Source organism: Quadrisphaera sp. GCM10027208 (assembly GCF_042658805.1).
In the GTDB taxonomy this organism is placed as follows: Bacteria; Actinomycetota; Actinomycetes; order Actinomycetales; family SCSIO-59966; genus SCSIO-59966.
Map to the genome: position 1 here is coordinate 68575 of NZ_JBHSRC010000004.1, position 15921 is coordinate 84495.

The following is a 15921-nucleotide window of genomic DNA, read 5'->3' on the forward strand; positions in this document are numbered from 1 at the left end:
GGGACGCGCCGACCGAAGGACTCAGACCCGGTCCGGCACCCTGGCCCAGACGGTCTTCCCCGCGCCCGACCGGTGCCAGCCCCACTCGGCGAGCCGCTGCACGACGTGCAGGCCGTACCCGCCGACCCCACGGTCCGCTGCCTCGACGGCGGCCGGCGGCGAGGGGTTCGCGTCGTCGACCTCGATGACGAGACCGCGGGCGCCGTGGCGCAGCCGCAGGCCCACCGGACCCCAGCCGTGCAGCACGGCGTTGCCGACCAGCTCGGAGACGACGAGCTCGGCCTCGGACGCGCAGCCCAGGGACCACGCCCGGCAGGCCTGCACGGTGAGGTGCCGCGCCCGGCCGATGGACGAGGGGTCGCCCGGCAGCTGCCAGCGTCGCTGCCGGGGCCCGTCGCCGGGGACGACCGCGGTCGTGTCGTCCTCGGGAACCCTCAGCACCACCACGGCCATGTCGTCCTCCGGCTCGTCGCCGAGCGCGGCGAGCAGCTCCTCGCCGATGCCCGCGGCGTCGGTCGCCGTGAGGTCGGCGCACACCTCGCGGAGCATCTGCAGCCCGTCCATCAGCGGGCGGGACCGACGCTCGATGAGCCCGTCGGTATACAGCACGAGAACGTCCCCGGGCCCGAGGGTGCGCGAGCCGGTGTGCCGGGGACGGTCACCGACACCGACGAGCGTCCCGCCGCCCTCGGAGAGCACCGCCACCTCACCGCCGCTGACGAGCAGCGGCGGCAGGTGGCCGGCCCGCGACCACTGCAGCTCCCACACTCCCTCGTCGACCCGTGCCAGCGTCACCAGGACGAGGCTGGCCGAGCGGGGGATCCGCATCCCGGTGACGAGCTGGTCCACCCGCATGAGCACCTGACCGGGGTCGTCGGCCTCGTAGGCGTAGGCGCGCACGACGGAGCGCAGCTGGCCCATGGCCGCGGCCGCCTCGACGTCGTGGCCGACGACGTCGCCGACGACGAGACCGACGGCGTCCGGGCCCATCTGCAGGACGTCGTACCAGTCACCACCCACCTGGGCGTGGTCGAGGTTGGGGGCGTAGAACGACCAGACGTCGAGGCCGGGCACCCCGGACTGCTCGGGCAGCATCGTGCGCTGCAAAGTCTCGGCGAGCTGGTGCTCCCGGGCGTAGAGCCGGGCGTTCTCCAGCGACAGCCCCACCCGCCGGGCGGACTCCTGGAGCAGGGCGAGGTCGTCGTCCGCGAGCCCGCCGTCCGGGATGCCGACGACGAGCAGGCCGAGGACGCCGCGCCGTCCCGGGACCGGCAGGCTCAGGCACTCCCCCGGCGGGACGACGTCCGGCTCCACGTGCAGGCACAGCTGGGTCTCCAGCCAGCGGGTCAGGGTCCCGTCCGGGTACCGGGCGTGCCCGACGACCCGCAGCGGACCGGTGGTGAGGCCGACCAGCTGGCCGGCCACCGGGTCGGCGGCCGGGTCGGTCTCTGCGGGGCGCGGCAGCCCGGCCGCGTCCCGCCCGGGCGGGGGGACGTCCCCGGCGGTGGCCACGACCCGCACGTGCCCGTCGGCGACCAGGACGGCGCACCACGGCACCACGCGCGGGGTGAGGACGTCCGCGACCCGCTGGAGGGCCAGCGGGGAGTCGAGCTCGACGGCCGCCTCGGCGACGTCGACGAGCACCGCGAGCCGCTGCCGGGCCCGGCGCTCGTCGGCGAGCTGGGCACCCGCTGCGCCGTCGGCGTCCGGGGTGGACGCCGGGACGTCCACGGCCGGCAGATCCGAGGCCGAGGCCGGGACCAGGACGACGAGCACGGACCCGGCCGCGCCGTCCCCGGCCCGGTCCAGAGGCGCGGCGTCCAGCCGCCAGCCGTCCAGCGCTGCGCTGACCGCCTCCCCGCGGACGGCGCGGTCCCAGGCGGCGGCGTCGCCGGTGGTGAGCCCGGCGCGACGGCGCCACTCCTCGACGGCGAGCGGGACGGCGACGTCCCCGGCCATCGCGGCGGCGCGACGGTTGACGTGCACGACCAGCCCGGAGGCGGCGTCCAGGACGAGCACCGCGGCGTCCTGCTCCTGGACGAGGCTGGTCAGCCGGCTGACGACGTCCTCGAGACCGTCCCGCACTCGCTTGGCCACGCGCGGCTCCGATCGTCTAGCGTTCCGACTGGTCCGTGGTGACGGCTCCGCAGTGGGGCCGTCGAGGGGGTCCGGGAGGCACGGTGCGGGACGGTAACACCAGCGGGACGCCCCTCGGCGGCGACGCCACCGGGTCCTCCGGTCGTCCGGCGGACCCGGGGTCCGTGCACGTCATCCTCGGCGGCCGCAAGACCAGGGTGGTGCTCACCGGCGAGATCGACGCCGAGCTCGGACCGGACCTCATCGAGGCAGCCGCGGAGGCGGAGGACGCCGGCCGGCCGGTGGAGGTGGACGCCCGGTACGTGTCGTTCATGGACTCCACCGGCGTGGCGTTCCTCGCTCGGCTGGCGTCGCGCTGCGAGGGGCGGCTGGTGCTGATCCGCCCGCCGGACCTGGTCCGGTTCCTCATCGACGTCACCGCGATCCGCGAGGTGCTCGACGTCACCGACACCGACCCAGGTGTCGACCCGACGACGCCGTCCGACGACCCGGCCTGACCGGCACGGCGCTCAGCGCATCCGCCGGCCCGCCGAGCGCAGGTGCTGGCAGGCCTCGACGACCCGGGCCGCCATACCGGCCTCGGCGGCCTTGCCCCACGCCCTCGGGTCGTACTGCTTCTTGTTGCCGACCTCGCCGTCGACCTTCAGCACGCCGTCGTAGTTGCGGAACATGTGGTCGGCGACCGGCCGCGTGAAGGCGTACTGGGTGTCGGTGTCGACGTTCATCTTGACGACGCCGTAGTCGCAGGCGGTGGCGATCTCCTCGGCGGTCGAGCCGGACCCGCCGTGGAAGACGAGGTCGAACGGCCGCTCGACACCGGTCCGCTCACCGGCCGCCTCCTGCGCGGCCTTGAGGATCTCCGGACGCAGCTTGACGTTGCCCGGCTTGTACACGCCGTGCACGTTGCCGAAGGTCAGCGCCGTGAGGTAGCGGCCGTTCTCGCCGGTGCCGAGCGCCTCGACGGTGGCGATGGCGTCCTCCGGCGTGGTGTAGAGCTTCTCGTTGATCTCGCCCACCACGCCGTCCTCCTCGCCGCCGACGACCCCGACCTCGATCTCGAGGACGACGTTGGCCTGGCGGCACTGCTCGAGCAGCTCACGGGCGATCTGCAGGTTCTCCTCCAGGGGCACCGCCGAGCCGTCCCACATGTGGGACTGGAACAGCGGCTCGCGGCCCTCGGCGACCCGCTGCCGGCTGATCTCCAGCAGCGGCCGGACGTAGCCGTCGAGCTTGTCCTTGGGGCAGTGGTCGGTGTGCAGGGCGATCTGGACGTCGTAGGCCTTGGCGACGTGGTGGGCGTACTCGGCCAGCGCCTGCGCCCCGAGCACCATGTCCTTGACCGTGGGGCCCGACAGGTACTCCGCCCCTCCGGTCGACACCTGGATGATCCCGTCGCTCTCGGCCTCCGCGAAGCCGCGGATGGCCGCGTTGAGGGTCTGCGAGCTCGTCACGTTGATCGCCGGGTAGGCGAACGAGCCGGCCTTCGCGCGGTCGAGCATCTCCGCGTAGACCTCGTGGGTGGCGATGGGCATGGTCGCTGCTCCTGGTACTCGTCGCGGACACGTTCACCGCGATCCTTCCACACGGGGATCGGCGGCAAGGCGGCCGTCAGTGAGCTCGAGGACGTCGTCGGCGAGGTCGACGAGCGCGGGGTCGTGGGTGGCGACGACGACGCTGACGCCGCGCTGGTCGACGAGCTCGCGCAGCAGGCCCAGCACCTGGCGGGCGGTGCCGGAGTCGAGCTGGCCGGTCGGCTCGTCGGCGATCAGCAGCCGGGGCTCACCGGCCAGCGCCCGCGCCACGGCCACCCGTTGCTGCTGCCCGCCGGAGAGCTCGGCCGGGCGCTGCGCCGCGTGAGCGGCCAGACCGACCAGGTCGAGCAGCTCGGCGACGCGGCGGTCCCGTTCGGCCGGGTCGGTGCGGAGCAGCCGCAGCGGCACGGAGACGTTCTCGGCCGCGGACAGCACCGGCAGCAGCCCGAACGACTGGAACACGTACCCGACCTCGCGCCGCCGCACCTCGACGAGCTCGGCGTCGTCCATCGCCGTGAGGTCGCGGTCACCGAGCAGCACCCGTCCGGCGTCCGGGCGGTCCAGGCCGCCGAGCAGGTTGAGCAGCGTGGTCTTGCCCGACCCCGACCGACCCCGGACGACGACCAGCCGACCGGGCGGGACCTCGAGCGTGACGCCGTCGACAGCGTGCACGTCGCCTGCCGCGGTCCGGTAGGTCCGGCGCAGGTCGCAGGCGGCCAGGACCGGCCCGCTCACCGGTCGGCTCCGCCCGCCGCGGGCCCGTCGTCCTGCTGGCCGGCGCGGGGACCGTCGGGGTCGACAGCGGGACCGTCGGGGTCGACGGCGGCACCTGACGTGTCGGGACGGACCTGGACGTGGTCCGGCTCCAGCGCCAGCCGGACCCGGTCGCGCAGGTCCAGCGCGCCGATGAAGTCTCGCGGCAGCTGCAGCCGCCCGGCGCGGTCGAGAACGGCGAACTCCTCGGCGACGTGCCGCTCTCGACCGTGCTCGTCGACCTCGACACGCCGCAGCACCTCCGAGGAGGTGCGCCCGTCCCGGATGGCGACGGTACGTCCGACGTGCTCGGACACCAGCGGGTCGTGGGTGACGAGCAGGACGGTGACCCCGAGCTCGCGGTTGGCGTCCCGGAACGCCTCGAGCACCTCCGCGGAGGTCACGGAGTCCAGCTCGCCGGTCGGCTCGTCGGCGAGCAGCACCTCCGGGGAGTTGGCCAGGGCGACCGCGATCGCGACCCGCTGCTGCTGACCGCCGGACATCTGCCCGGGGCGCCGGTCGCCCTGGGCGCCGACGCCGAGCAGGTCGAGCAGGTCGAGAGCGCGCCGCTGCCGCCGGCGGGCCGGCACACGGGCGAACGCCATCGGCATCGCGACGTTCTCCACCGCGGTGAGGTGGGGCAGCAGGTTCCGCGCCGTCTGCTGCCAGACGAACCCGACGGTGTGCCGCTGGTACCGGACCCGCTCGCGGCGTCCCATCCCCAGCAGGTCGTGCCCGCCGACCCGGGCAGTCCCCGCGGTCGGCTCGTCGAGGCCGGAGAGGATCCCGAGCAGGGTCGACTTGCCGGACCCGGAGGCCCCGACGAGGGCGACGACCTCCCCGGTCTCGACGACCAGGTCCAGCCCCTGCAGGGCGACGACCTCCACCCGCTGCTCGCCGCGGGTGGCCGGGACCGTGTAGATCCGCACGAGGTTGTCGCAGACGATGGCGGCCCCGGCGCCCCAGCCACCGGCCCGTGCCTGTGTCATTCGTCGTCTCCCACCCGCAGGACGCCGCCGAGCCGCAACCGGCGGTTGGCCGCGACGGTACCGGCCACCGCGACCGCGACGCCCGCGACGACGCCGCCGGCGATGGCCACCACCGCCAGGACGTCCACGGAGAACGGGGGCGGACCGGTCCCGCCGGTGAAGGCCTGCAGGTCCACCGCCGGGAGCACCGCCCACGGGACGACGACTCCCAGCAGCACCCCGGCGGTCACCGCGGCCACGGCGAGCGGAGCCACCTCCCACACCGCCAGCGCCTGCGCCTGCCGCGCGGAGAGCCCGAGGGTGCGCAGGCGGGACAGCAGCCGACCACGTGCCGGAGCGGTGATCAGCAGGGTGAGGACGACGGCCAGCGCGGCGAGGGCGCCGGCCAGTACGGCCGACACGGCGAACGCGTCGAGGGTGCCCGCCACGAGCGGCTCGCCGCGGGCGCGCTGCAGGGCGCCGGCCTGGGTCAGCACCGGGGCCTCGGTGCCGACGGCGGCCCGCACGGCCTCGGTGACGGCCGCGAGCGGCTCTGCGCCTGTGGACCCGTCGGCAGCGGCGCCGCCCTCGGGGTCGGGCGGGTCGAGGGAGTCGACGAGGTCGACGAGGAGCACAGAGTCCGCCGGCACGTCGCCGCCGGCGGCGACGAGCAGCCCGCGGTCGGCGACGACCCACGGCTGCGGGCTCCGCAGCGCGGGCAGGTCGCGGGGGCCGGTCCCGACGACGACGGCGTCCACCGTGCTGCTGCCGACGGCCAGCCGCAGCCGTGTCCCGGGGGTGGCGACACCGTCGCGGACGAGGATCGGGACGGCGTCCCCGGCGTCCTGGGGGTCCGGCGTCCACAGCCGGTCGGGGTAGGCCGGGGCCCCGGGGACGCCGGCCTGCACGGCTGCCAGGCCGGCGGCGTCCGCGGCCACGAGGGTGACGTCGGTCGTGCTGCGGTCGGTGCGCAGCTGGGCCGGGGCGGTGGCCAGGGGGGCGACGGCGGCGACACCTTCGACGTCCGCCGCCGCGGCCGCCTCCTCGGCGTCCACGCCGAGCGCACTGACCCGGGCGTCGGCACCGACCTCCTGAGCGGCCGCGACCCGGGCGCCACGGTCCGTCGTCGCGGTCACCACGGAGCCGGTGACCGCGGTGGCGAGGGCGAGCACGAGGACGACGAGCGGCAGGATGCCGCCGGCCGGGTCCCGGCTGGCCCGGGCGGCGCCGATGAACGCGACCGCGCCCCGGCGGCGTCCGAGGGCGACCGTCAGCGCCCGCAGCGGCACCGGATAGACCCGGGCGAGCAGGAGCGCACCGGCCAGGGCGGCCAGCAGCGGGGCCGCGGCCAGCAGCGGGTCCAGGCCGGCCGTCCCGGCGGTGAGCCCGCGGGCGCGCAGGACGGCAACCGTGGTCACCGCGACGAGGACGGCGACCGCCTCCCCCGCCAGCCGCAGCCGCCGGTTCCGAACGGTCCGCGGCCCCCGACGGGACGACCGCTGCCCCCCGAGCCGGGCCGGCGCACCGAGCCGGGCCGGCGCACCGAGCAGCGGCAGCAGCACCGCGGGCGCCAGCCCGATCAGAGCCGGCAGGACGACACCCCAGGTCCCACCCCAGCCAGGGACGGCTGCCGCGGCGAGCAACCAGCCCCCGACGGCGGCCGGGACGCCCAGGACGAGACCCTCCACGGCGAGCAGCCCGCGCAGCTGGCCGGGCGACGCGCCCCGCGCCAGGGCGAGGGCCAGGGAGTGCCGGCGGCGCTCCACGACGAGCCGCCCGGCGAGGGCGAGGACGGCGATCACGACCCCGAGCAGCCCGGCCACGACGAGGGAGACGACCGCGGTCGAGGCCTGCTGCACCCGAAGGTGGCCGGTGAGCACCTCCTCGAGGTCGGTGGCGAGCTGGACGCTGCCGGGAGACGGCACTCCAGGCACGGGCGGCGGGAGCTCGACGGGCGTCTGCTCGACCTGCCGCAGGGCGGCGACGAGCGCGGGCACGTCCCGGGACTCCAGGCCGGCCGCGGTCGTGGGGAGCCGCAGCAGGGTGACCGGCTGGCGCGCGGCGCTGAGCAGCGCCTCCAGCCCGGGGTAGGCGGGCTCGCCGACGACGGCGACACCGGTGTAGGTGACGCCGAGGATGCTGGAGTAGTTCTGCTGCGGGCGCAGCACCCGGGTGTCGAACCCCCAGTAGGCGTCACTGGCGTCCAGCGGTTCGAAGAGCCCGACGACGTCAAGGGTGAGACTCGCCTCCGCGAGCCGGACCCGGGATCCGAGCTGCAGGCCGAGGGCGTCGGCGGTCCGGTCGGAGACCGCCACCTCGACCAGGCCGTCGTGGGTGAAGGCCAGCGGCAGCCGCCGCCCCGGGTCGGCCGGCAACGAGTCGGCCCGCTCGGTCAGTGAGATCCGCTCCGGAGGTCGGCCGGCGACGTACTCGACGTGCTCGCCGAAGGCGTCCTGGACCGTCAGCTCGAGGAACGCGTTGTCGGCCGGTGACGGCAGCTCCGGCTCGGTACCGGCCACCGCCATGTCGCGGAAGTCCACGCTGAACACCGGGTCCCCGACCTGCTCGGCGACGACCGGCGGCAGTCCGCCCACGACGTCCGCCAGGAAGTCGCGGAGCGGTTGGAGGGGCGCGTCCGAGGTCCCGGAGCGGTCGGCCGCCGGTGGGGAGAACAGGACGACGGCGAGGTCGCGCTGCAGCGGGCCGGTGTCCGCGACGGTGCTGCGGACCCCGTCGGTGCGCATCGTGTCGAGCGCCCGGGGCAGGGCCGCGGCGAGGCCGGCGGTGACCAGGACGACGACGGCCACCACGGCCACCGCAGCCCGGTCGGTGAGGACCTGGCGGCGGACGAGGTGAACGCTGCTCACCGACGTCCGGCTCATCCGAGCACCCCGGCCCCGGCGACGAGGGCCTGCAGCGGCGGCACCGTGAGGTGCGCGACGACGGTCCCGGTCACCCACCCGGCGAGCAGACCGGTCAGCAGGACGGCGACGGTCCGTCCGGCGGCCACGGCCCGCAGCTGCCCGCCGGTGGTGCCCAGCGCGGCGAGCACGGCACGCTCCCGACGCTGCCGCCGGGCGTCGGCGAGGGCGACCACCGCACTGCCGCCGACGGCGAGCAGACCACCGGCCGTGAGCGCCAGCACGGCGACGGGTCCGGCGACAGCCGCGACGAGTGCGTCGCCCGTGACCGCCCGGGACGTCGCCAGGACGAGAGTGGCAGCGCCGGCCGCCAGGGCCACGAGCAGCACCGGCAGGCCGTAGCGGGACGGGCGGCGGATGAGGTCCCAGGCGGCGAGCGGTCCGACGAGCCCGCTGCCGCGGGCCAGCGGCGCGAGCGCTGCGGCGGCCACCGGCGGCAGCACCCGGACCGCGAGCACCGCCCCGGCCAGCAGGCACAGCACGGGGGCGGCGACGGCCACGGCGTCCACGGCGCCGCCCGCCGCCAGTGGTCCGTCCCGGCGCAGCCGCCAGGTCGCCAGCAGGGACAACGAGACGAGGACGACGTCCGTCCCGGCCCGCAGCACGGCGGTCCGGCGGCCACCAGGCTGCGGGGGGCCCGCCGGGTCACCGGCGCGCCGACCCGCGGGCCGGCCGGCCGTCCAGGCGGCGACGAGCGCCGGGCCGGCCAGCAGCGCGGCACCGCCCGCGGTCAGCGCCGTCCCGGTGCCAGCCGGGAACCGGTCGGGGGTCCCGGCAGCCAGCCCGGCACCGGCCACGGTGACCACCGCGCTCACCGGCACCGCCAGCGCCACCACCTCGAGGAGCGCGAGGCCGCCGAGCGTGCCGGCGGAGGCGCCGCGGGCGGCCAGCAGCCGGGTCTGGGCCGCGCGCCACGCCGCGAGCCGGACCCCGACGGCGAGCAGCGTGACCGACGCCAGGACCACGAGCAGGACCGCCGGGACGAGGGCCGCCGCCCGGGCCGCTGCCGCCCGGGCGGCCAGGTCCCGCAGCGGCGCACCGCCGGGCCCGCCGACCTGCACCTGCCGGCCGGTCCGTGGGTCCCCGGTGACGACGTCCCGCAGCCGGTCCACGCCGTCGGCCAGGACCGTGAGCCGGTCGGCACGCACGGCGGCGGGGTCGACGGCGATCCGCCAGCGGACGGTCGGGGTGGGGTCGAGGCCGGCCGCCGCGACGTCCGGGACGACGAGGGGCCCCAGCGTCCGCGCGTCCCGGGCCCCGGTCACCTCGAGCGGGTCCCCGCCGAACCGGGGGTCACCCGGCTCGTGGGGACGCCACGTACCGGTGACCTCGATCCGCACGCGCCCGTCGGGACCGTCGAGCACGAGCACGTCGCCGACGCCGACGCCGAGCGCCTCCGCAGCAGCCGCGTGCAGTGCGCCCTGTCCGTCGGCAGCGGGCCACTGCCCGGCAGTGAGGTCGGCCAGCGCGGCGGGTTCGTCGTAGGCGACCGGGACGACCCGCCGGCCGGCCGCGCCGTCCGGCTCCAGGACCCCGGTGAGGGCGCCGCGGACACTGCGGGACACCGCGAACCCACCGGCGCCCACCCGTCGGACGTCCTCGAGGACGGCGTCGTGCTGGGCGACCGGGTCATCGGCTACCTCCGCGCGGACCGTGGTGACCCCACGGTCGGGGGGCAGGCCGGCGACTGCCCGGCGGACCTCCGCGTCGAGCCGCTCGACGGGGTCGGTGAGCGCGACCGTGGACGCCCCTGCGGCGAGCAGCAGCAGCGCCGCGGCCGCCGCGAGCGGGGCGGCCGCGGCTCGCGCTCGGGCGAGGAGCAGGCGCAGCACCGGTTACAGGCGCTCGGCCAGCCTGCGGCAGGCGATCTGCACGGGGTCCCAGACCGGCGAGAACGGCGGTGCGTAGGCGAGGTCGGCCATCGCGACGTCCTCGGCGGTGAGCCCGGCCCACATCGCGGTGGCGGCCGTGTCGATGCGCTTGCCCGCTCCGCGGCCGCCGACGATCTGACAGCCGAGCAGCCGGCCGGTGCCGCGCTCGCCGAGCGCCCAGACCGTGACCGGGTCGGACTCGGGCATGTAGCCCGACGCGGTGGTGGAGTCCATCCGCACCTCCTCGACGTCGAAGCCGGCCTCGCGGGCCCACCGGCTGGTGAGCCCGGTGCGGGCCACCTCGGCGTCCCCGGCCCGGGTGATCGCCGTCCCGACGATGCCGGGGAACCGGTCGTCGCCGCCACCGAGGTTCGTCCCCGCCACCCGGCCGGCCTTGTTGGCGTGCGTGCCGAGCGGGACGTAGAGGTGCTGGCCGAGGGTGCGGTCGAGCACCTCGCAGCAGTCGCCGGCGGCCCACACCCCGTCGGTGAGCCGTTGCCGGTCGTCGGGGACGAGGCCGCCGCGCTCACCGACGGGCAGGCCGGCGCCGGTGGCCAGGTCGGTGCGGGCCCGCACTCCCAGCCCGAGGGCGACGACGTCCCCGCGCACCGGGTCGCCGTTCACGCAGGCGGCGCGGACCCGGCCGTCCGGCCCGGTCTCCAGGTCGGTGACCTCGGTGCCGGTGACGACCTCGACCCCGGCCCGCTCCAGCGCGGCGCGCACGAGGGCCCCCATCGCCGGCTCGAAGGACCCCGACATCGGCTCCTCGCCGCGGGTGACGAGCGTCGTCCGCAGTCCGCGGCGGGCGAGGGTCTCGGCCATCTCGACCCCGATGTAGCCGCCGCCGACGACGAGGGCGTCCCTCGGGTCGGAGGCGAGCAGCTCCCGCCAGGCCGCGCCGTCCGCGAGGGTCTTGACCGCCAGGACGCCGGGGACGTCGCGGGCCCAGTCCGGCAGGATCGGCGCGGCACCGGTGGCCAGCAGGACGTCGTCGAACCCCAGCCGGGACGTCGTCCCGGTCGCGTGGTCACGGACCTCGACCTGGCCGGCGTCCAGGTCCAGGGCGGTGGCCTCGGTGTGCAGCCGGACGTCGATCCCGGCGTCCCGGTGCTCCGCGGCGGTGCGGGCGACGAGGTCGTCGGCGTCGTCGACGTCGCCGGCCACCCAGTACGGGATGCCGCACGCGGAGTACGACACGACGTCGCTGCTCTCCACGGCGACGACCTCGAGGTCTGCTCCGGTGCGGCGGGCGGTGCGCAGCGCCTGGTTCGCCGCGCTCATCCCGGCGGCGTCCGCGCCGATCACCACGAGTCGTCGGGACATGGGGTCACTGTGTCACCCGTGCGGGCCGTCTGCGGGTACCGTCACGCCGTGACGAGCACCCGTGCCGCGGTCCGTACCGGCTGGGTGGCACCGTTGAACGCCGTCCGGGGGGCGCTCATCGGTGCCGCGGAGGTGGTCCCGGGGGTCAGCGGTGGCACCGTCGCCCTCGTCGTCGGGGTGTACACCGCGCTGATCACCTCGGCGGGGCACCTCGTGTCCGCCGTCCGGCTGCTGCTCCTCGGACGACGGGAGGAAGCCCGCCGGGAGCACGCCGACGTGCAGTGGTCGGTGCTGCTACCACTGCTCGCGGGGATGGCGGTCGCCGTCGTCGTCGGCGCCGCGGTGCTCGAGCCGGTGCTCGAGGAGCACCCGGTCGGCTCCCGGGCGGTGTTCGCCGGGATGATCCTCGCGTCGCTGTCGGTGCCGATCCAGATGGTTCGCCGCTGGGGTGCCCGGGAGGTCGTCGTCGCGGTCGTGGCCGCGGTCGCCGCGGCGCTGCTGACCGGCCTGCCGCCGGGGACGGTGAGCAACCCGCCGCTACCGGTGGTGTCCGTGGCGGCAGCGGTTGCCGTGTGCGCGCTCGTGCTGCCCGGGGTGTCGGGGTCCTTCCTGCTGCTCACCCTGGGTCTGTACGCCCCGACGCTGGCGGCGGTGAACGACCGGGACCTCGGCTACCTCGGCGCGTTCGTCGCCGGCGCCGTGGTCGGCCTCTCGGCGTTCGTCAAGGTGCTGCAGTACCTGCTCGGCCACCACCCCTCGGTGACGCTCGCGGTGATGACCGGGCTGATGGCCGGCTCCCTGCGCGCGCTGTGGCCGTGGCAGGGGCCCGACCGGGAGCTGTACGCGCCGGGACCGGACCTGTGGCCGGTCGTCGGCCTGGTGCTGCTCGGAGCGATCGGCGTGCTCTCGCTCATCGCCGCCGAGCGCCGCCTCAGGCCCGCTCAGGACCCCACCCAGAACCCCACCCCTCGGTGATCATGCAATCCCGCCACCCACCGCACCCCCCACTCGGTGATCATGCAATCCCGCCACCCAGCGGCCGCCGTCCGGCTCACAGAATGCTGGGTTGGTGGCACGACACGCCGGCAAAGCCGTGTCGGGCGCAGCATTCTGTGGGCACAGGCGCCTGACCCGACATGGCTGCCATGGCCGTCGAGGCCCGTTCTCGTCTGGCCGGGTGGCCCCCCAGCGGTCATGAGGCCTTCATTGCAATCCAGCCACCCTCGATCCAGCCACCCCTCCTACCGGCGTGCCGTGCCAGGAACCAGCATTCCGCCCGGGGCGAGGTTGTGCAGGTGGCGGGATTGCATGATCACGAAAGCTGTGGGGCCGATGGGTCGGGTGCTTCCCCGCCTCACAGAATGCTGCGCTCCGCACGGCTTTGCCGGCGTGTCGTGCCACCAACCCAGCATTCTGCGAGTGGGCGAGGGGCGTGCCGGGGTGGCGGGATTGCATGATCACGGAGAGGGGGTGGCGGCTGGTCAGGGAGAGGGGCGCTGGTGGAACACGTGCCGGCGCACCCAGGCGTGCAGCCCGACGGCGGCGGCCGCTCCGGCGTTGATCGAACGGGTGGAGCCGAACTGGGTGATGGCCAGGACGGCCTCGCAGGCCGACCGCAGCTCCTCGGACAGCCCGGGACCCTCCTGGCCGATCACCAGGACGCACGCCCGGGGCAGGTCGTACGTCTCCAGCGGGACGGCGTCCGGGCCGGTGTCCAGCCCGATCAGCGGCAGGTGCCGCTCGGCGGCCCACCCGGCGAGGTGCGCGGCGTCCGGGTGGTGGTGGACGTGCAGGTACCGGTCGGTGACCATCGCACCGCGCCGGTTCCAGCGACGGCGGCCGACGACGTGGACGCCGGCGACGTTGACCGCGTTGGCGGTCCGCACGACCGAGCCGATGTTGAGGTCGTGCCGGAGGTTCTCGATCGCGACGTGCACCGGGTTCCGTCGGGTGTCGAGGTCGGCGACGATCGCCTCGACGGTCCAGTACCGGTAGCGGTCGAGCACGTTGCGCCGGTCGCCCTCGGCCAGCAGCACCGGGTCGTAGCGCGGGTCGTCGGGCCAGGATGCCGGGCCGCCAGGCCACGGACCGACCCCCACCTCGCTACCGTCGTCCGGGGCTGCGTCGTCCCCCGGCAGACGCGCAGAACCGTTCACTCGAGCCCGAGCTCGCCCTTGTCGTAGACCGCCAGGTACGGCAGCCCGGCGGCGGCGATCCGCTCGCGGGCACCGGAGTCCCGGTCGACGACGACGGCGACGGCCAGCACCTCGGCGCCGGCCTCGGCCAGCGCCTCCACCGCGGTGAGCGGCGACCCACCGGTCGTCGAGGTGTCCTCGAGGACGACGACGCGGCGTCCGGCGACGTCCGGGCCCTCGATCCGGCGCTGCAGCCCGTGCGCCTTGCTCTGCTTGCGGACGACGAACGCGTCGAGGCCCCGGCCGCGCCGGGCGGCAGCGTGCAGGACGGCGGTGGCGACCGGGTCGGCGCCCAGGGTGAGGCCGCCGACAGCGTCGGGAGCCAGCCCGGCGTCGTCCAGCAGATCGAGCATCACCTCACCGACGAGCGGAGCCGCCTCGTGGTGCAGGGTGACCCGGCGCAGGTCCACGTAGTAGTCCGCCTCCCGGCCGCTCGACAGGGTGACCCGGCCCCGGACGACGGCCAGCTGGGCGATGAGGTCACGCAGCCGGTCGCGGGAGGCACGGTCGCGGGAGGCACGGTGCGCCGGGTCCGCGGGGCGTCCGGCGGTCATCGCAGCGTCCGCCGGCGCAAGGGCCGGCCGCCGGATGCGAGCCGCACGAGGGAACGGGGCGCCACCCGCAGCACGGTAGCGGCGACCCTGTACCGCTTCGTGGGGACCGACAGGATGCGTCCCCGGCGGGAGTCGGCGAGCGCCGTGCGCACGAGCCGGTCCACGTCGACGAACGCCCAGTCGGGCAGTCGGGCCGCCAGCCGGTCGCCGACGAGGTCGGTGCGGACGTAGCCGGGCAGCAGCGCCGTCACGGTGACGCCGTGGCGGCCGAGCTCGATGGCCATCGCCTCGCTGAACGCGGTGGTCCAGGCCTTCGCGGCCGCGTACGTGCCGCCCGCGGTGTACGCCGCGACGCTGGAGACGTTGATGACCGTGCCGCTGCGCCGCTCCGCCATCGCTCGGCCGGCGGCGTGGGTGAGGACGAGGACGGCGCGGCAGTGCACGTCGAGCAGCCGCTCCTGCTCGCGGACGTCGCTGCGCAGGAAGCCCTGGTGGACGGCGAACCCGGCGTTGTTGACGAGCAGGTCCACCGGGCGGTCCGGGTCCGCCACGCGGTCGGCCACATGCTGCAGCTGGTCCCGGTCGGACAGGTCCGCGGGCAGCACCTGGACGTCGACGCCGTGGTCCGCGCGGAGCCTGGCCGCGGCGTCCGCGAGCCGGGCCCGGTCGCGGGCGACGAGGACGAGGTCGTAGCCGTCGGCCGCGAGGTGCCGGGCGAACGCCAGCCCGATCCCCGCGCTGCCGCCGGTCACCAGGGCGGTCGGTCGGGTCCGCGGGGGACCGTCGGCACGGTCGGACGTCGTCTGGTCGGGCACGCCGTGAACCTACCGGCGGCCGCCCGGTACGTTCGAGCCGTGCGCCTCGCCACGTGGAACGTCAACTCTGTGCGCGCCCGGCTCGACCGGGTGACCAGCTGGATCCAGCGCAGCGACGTCGACGTCGTCCTGCTGCAGGAGACCAAGTGCACCGACGACCAGTTCCCGGCGATGGCCTTCGAGGCCGCCGGGTACGAGGTCGCCCACGTCGGCTTCAACCAGTGGAACGGCGTGGCGATCGCCTCCCGGGTGGGCATCGCGGACGTCGAGGTGGGCTTTCCCGGCCAGCCCTGCTGGGGGGACTCCGAGCAGACCGAGGCGCGGGCCCTGGGCGCGACCTGCTCCGGCGTCCGGGTCTGGTCGCTGTACGTCCCGAACGGCCGCTCGCTGGAGGACCCGCACCTGGAGTACAAGCTGCAGTGGCTCGCGGCGCTGCGGGAGGCGGGCCGGCAGTGGCTGGCCGAGGACCCGGACGCGCAGATCCTGCTCGGCGGTGACTGGAACGTCGCACCGACCGACGACGACGTGTGGGACCCGGCGTTCTTCGAGGGGCGCACGCACACCTCGCCCGCGGAGCGGGCCGCGTTCCACGGCGTGGTGGACGCCGGGTTCGCCGACCTGGTCCGCCCGTACGCCCCTGGCCCCGGGGTCTACACGTACTGGGACTACACCCAGCTGCGGTTCCCGAAGCGCCAGGGGATGCGGATCGACTTCCTGCTGGGGTCCCCCGCGCTGCAGCGCCGCGTCACCGGCGCCTCCATCGACCGGGAGGAGCGCAAGGGCAAGGGGGCGAGCGACCACGCCCCGGTCGTCGTCGACCTGGCCGACTAGAGAGCGGCCCGTGCCTGCCGCCCGTGCCTGCCACCGTGCGAGCCCCCGTGCCTGCGGGGCG

Annotated in this window: 13 protein-coding genes; 3 read left to right on the top strand and 10 right to left on the bottom strand. The window is 76.0% G+C overall.

Going from position 1 to position 15921, the window contains the following annotated elements:
• Positions 1-21: 21 nt before the first annotated feature.
• Entirely contained in the window at positions 22-2097 is a 2076-nt protein-coding gene (locus tag ACFP6A_RS08070; protein WP_379602993.1) for a SpoIIE family protein phosphatase, read from the bottom strand.
• Between the two features lie 83 nt (positions 2098-2180).
• Here ACFP6A_RS08070 and ACFP6A_RS08075 point away from each other — a divergent pair, with 83 nt between their 5' ends.
• Positions 2181-2594, top strand: coding sequence for an STAS domain-containing protein (locus tag ACFP6A_RS08075; protein ID WP_379602994.1), 414 nt, complete (start codon positions 2181-2183; stop codon positions 2592-2594).
• A 12-nt stretch (positions 2595-2606) separates the two neighbouring features.
• Here the strand turns inward: ACFP6A_RS08075 and fbaA are convergent, their stop codons facing one another.
• Genes fbaA through ACFP6A_RS08105 form a run of 6 tightly spaced genes read right to left on the bottom strand, consistent with a single transcriptional unit; the run spans position 2607 to position 11465 of the window.
• Positions 2607-3629, bottom strand: coding sequence for a class II fructose-bisphosphate aldolase (fbaA, locus tag ACFP6A_RS08080; protein WP_379602995.1), 1023 nt, complete (start codon positions 3627-3629; stop codon positions 2607-2609).
• Between the two features lie 33 nt (positions 3630-3662).
• A complete protein-coding gene (locus tag ACFP6A_RS08085) occupies positions 3663-4364 on the bottom strand; it encodes an ABC transporter ATP-binding protein (protein ID WP_379602996.1) in 702 nt (233 codons plus the stop codon).
• Positions 4361-5371: an ABC transporter ATP-binding protein gene (locus tag ACFP6A_RS08090; RefSeq protein ID WP_379602997.1), complete on the bottom strand. Its 1011-nt coding sequence runs from the start codon at positions 5369-5371 to the stop codon at positions 4361-4363. The genes ACFP6A_RS08085 and ACFP6A_RS08090 overlap by 4 nt, the downstream gene beginning before the upstream one ends.
• Positions 5368-8232, bottom strand: coding sequence for an FtsX-like permease family protein (locus ACFP6A_RS08095; protein ID WP_379602998.1), 2865 nt, complete (start codon positions 8230-8232; stop codon positions 5368-5370). The genes ACFP6A_RS08090 and ACFP6A_RS08095 overlap by 4 nt, the downstream gene beginning before the upstream one ends.
• Positions 8229-10103: a hypothetical protein gene (locus tag ACFP6A_RS08100; protein ID WP_379602999.1), complete on the bottom strand. Its 1875-nt coding sequence runs from the start codon at positions 10101-10103 to the stop codon at positions 8229-8231. The genes ACFP6A_RS08095 and ACFP6A_RS08100 overlap by 4 nt, the downstream gene beginning before the upstream one ends.
• Before the next feature lie 3 nt (positions 10104-10106).
• Positions 10107-11465 carry an FAD-dependent oxidoreductase gene (locus ACFP6A_RS08105; RefSeq protein WP_379603000.1) on the bottom strand — a complete coding sequence of 453 codons (1359 nt, stop codon included), beginning with the start codon at positions 11463-11465 and terminating at the stop codon, positions 10107-10109.
• A 48-nt stretch (positions 11466-11513) separates the two neighbouring features.
• Here ACFP6A_RS08105 and ACFP6A_RS08110 point away from each other — a divergent pair, with 48 nt between their 5' ends.
• The gene (locus ACFP6A_RS08110) at positions 11514-12440 is read left to right on the top strand and encodes a DUF368 domain-containing protein (RefSeq protein ID WP_379603001.1); all 927 of its coding nucleotides are present in this window, start codon (positions 11514-11516) and stop codon (positions 12438-12440) included.
• 506 nt (positions 12441-12946) lie between these two features.
• On the opposite strand, the gene ACFP6A_RS08115 is transcribed toward ACFP6A_RS08110, so the two are convergent.
• From ACFP6A_RS08115 to ACFP6A_RS08125, 3 genes are read right to left on the bottom strand one after another with little or no spacing between them, the layout of a single operon-like run.
• The gene (locus ACFP6A_RS08115) at positions 12947-13603 is read right to left on the bottom strand and encodes a TrmH family RNA methyltransferase (RefSeq protein ID WP_379603228.1); all 657 of its coding nucleotides are present in this window, start codon (positions 13601-13603) and stop codon (positions 12947-12949) included.
• Positions 13604-13617: 14 nt separating this feature from the next.
• Positions 13618-14214, bottom strand: a complete 597-nt coding sequence (pyrE, locus tag ACFP6A_RS08120; RefSeq protein ID WP_379603002.1) for an orotate phosphoribosyltransferase — start codon at positions 14212-14214, stop codon at positions 13618-13620.
• Positions 14211-15029 carry an SDR family NAD(P)-dependent oxidoreductase gene (locus tag ACFP6A_RS08125; RefSeq protein ID WP_379603003.1) on the bottom strand — a complete coding sequence of 273 codons (819 nt, stop codon included), beginning with the start codon at positions 15027-15029 and terminating at the stop codon, positions 14211-14213. The genes pyrE and ACFP6A_RS08125 overlap by 4 nt, the downstream gene beginning before the upstream one ends.
• Before the next feature lie 39 nt (positions 15030-15068).
• On the opposite strand from ACFP6A_RS08125, the gene ACFP6A_RS08130 reads away from it, so the two are divergent.
• Positions 15069-15860: an exodeoxyribonuclease III gene (locus ACFP6A_RS08130; RefSeq protein ID WP_379603004.1), complete on the top strand. Its 792-nt coding sequence runs from the start codon at positions 15069-15071 to the stop codon at positions 15858-15860.
• Positions 15861-15921 lie beyond the last annotated feature (61 nt).

Bases quoted from the DNA above. Each gene is read 5' to 3' on its own strand.
- ACFP6A_RS08095 (WP_379602998.1), bottom strand. From the start codon at position 8,232: ATGAGCCGGACGTCGGTGAGCAGCGTTCACCTCGTCCGCCGCCAGGTC.
- ACFP6A_RS08090 (WP_379602997.1), bottom strand. From the start codon at position 5,371: ATGACACAGGCACGGGCCGGTGGCTGGGGCGCCGGGGCCGCCATCGTC.
- fbaA (WP_379602995.1), bottom strand. From the start codon at position 3,629: ATGCCCATCGCCACCCACGAGGTCTACGCGGAGATGCTCGACCGCGCG.
- ACFP6A_RS08105 (WP_379603000.1), bottom strand. From the start codon at position 11,465: ATGTCCCGACGACTCGTGGTGATCGGCGCGGACGCCGCCGGGATGAGC.
- pyrE (WP_379603002.1), bottom strand. From the start codon at position 14,214: ATGACCGCCGGACGCCCCGCGGACCCGGCGCACCGTGCCTCCCGCGAC.